Here is a 637-nt window from a genome sequence, read left to right as displayed (position 1 = left end):
CTTCGTTTCTCATCCAGGCGAGTCGGTAATGTCGGCGATTGCGACCTTCAGGCCAGCGGCGATCCGCGCCAACAACTCGGGCTGAGCCCCCCGCTGACCTCGCTCGACTCGCGACAAGTGCGCTGGTGAGACGTCGACTTCGCGCGCAAATCGGGTCAGGCTGTAGCCAGCCAGCTCGCGCTTGTTCCGTATATCTGCACCTCGCGCTCTCACCTGCCCAACAGTATGGGCAATGATGAGGAATGGCAAGGCATGATGAGCAATCCGCGAGGCATATGCCGCCCCACCTGGGGAAATGGCGGGAACCCGCCTGCGCAACAGTGCCCTGCGTCTGGGATGCTGTTGCCTAACGTTGTCCAACAAGACCAGGAGCGGGCATGAGCGCAGCCGAGGAGTCGCCCCTCGACTGGGCGGGGCTGGGGCGCGCGATCAGGCTCGATCGCGCTGCCAGGGGTATGAACCAGCAGGCCCTGGCTGCTGCGGCGGGGCTTGATCGCAAGACGATCAGCAACTACGAAAACGGCCGCATCCCAGCTCCGGGAAGAATCCCGGACGGCTACCACGCAGTCAGCAGAGTGCTGAGCTGGCCTCCTGGCCGAGTGGATGAGCTCCTTGGCCTGCCGTCACCGCTGACCGG

General features: G+C 64.4%; 2 protein-coding genes. One reads left to right on the top strand and one right to left on the bottom strand.

The genetic code is table 11. The features are described 5' to 3' along the window. Window positions 1-9: 9 nt before the first annotated feature. On the bottom strand, window positions 10-213 hold the full coding sequence (locus ABD323_RS46175; RefSeq protein WP_376775787.1) for a helix-turn-helix domain-containing protein: 204 nt from the start codon (window positions 211-213) through the stop codon (window positions 10-12). A gap of 164 nt (window positions 214-377) precedes the next feature. Between ABD323_RS46175 and ABD323_RS43535 the strand changes: the two genes are divergently transcribed. After that, window positions 378-637 (top strand): helix-turn-helix domain-containing protein (locus ABD323_RS43535; RefSeq protein WP_344447548.1); only part of this gene is annotated, 260 nt, incomplete at its 3' end.

The organism is Kitasatospora nipponensis, assembly GCF_039528135.1.
Taxonomy (GTDB): domain Bacteria; phylum Actinomycetota; class Actinomycetes; order Streptomycetales; family Streptomycetaceae; genus Kitasatospora; species Kitasatospora nipponensis.
The sequence above is the reverse complement of the archived record's forward strand: the minus strand, read 5'-3'. Positions and strand labels throughout refer to the sequence as shown.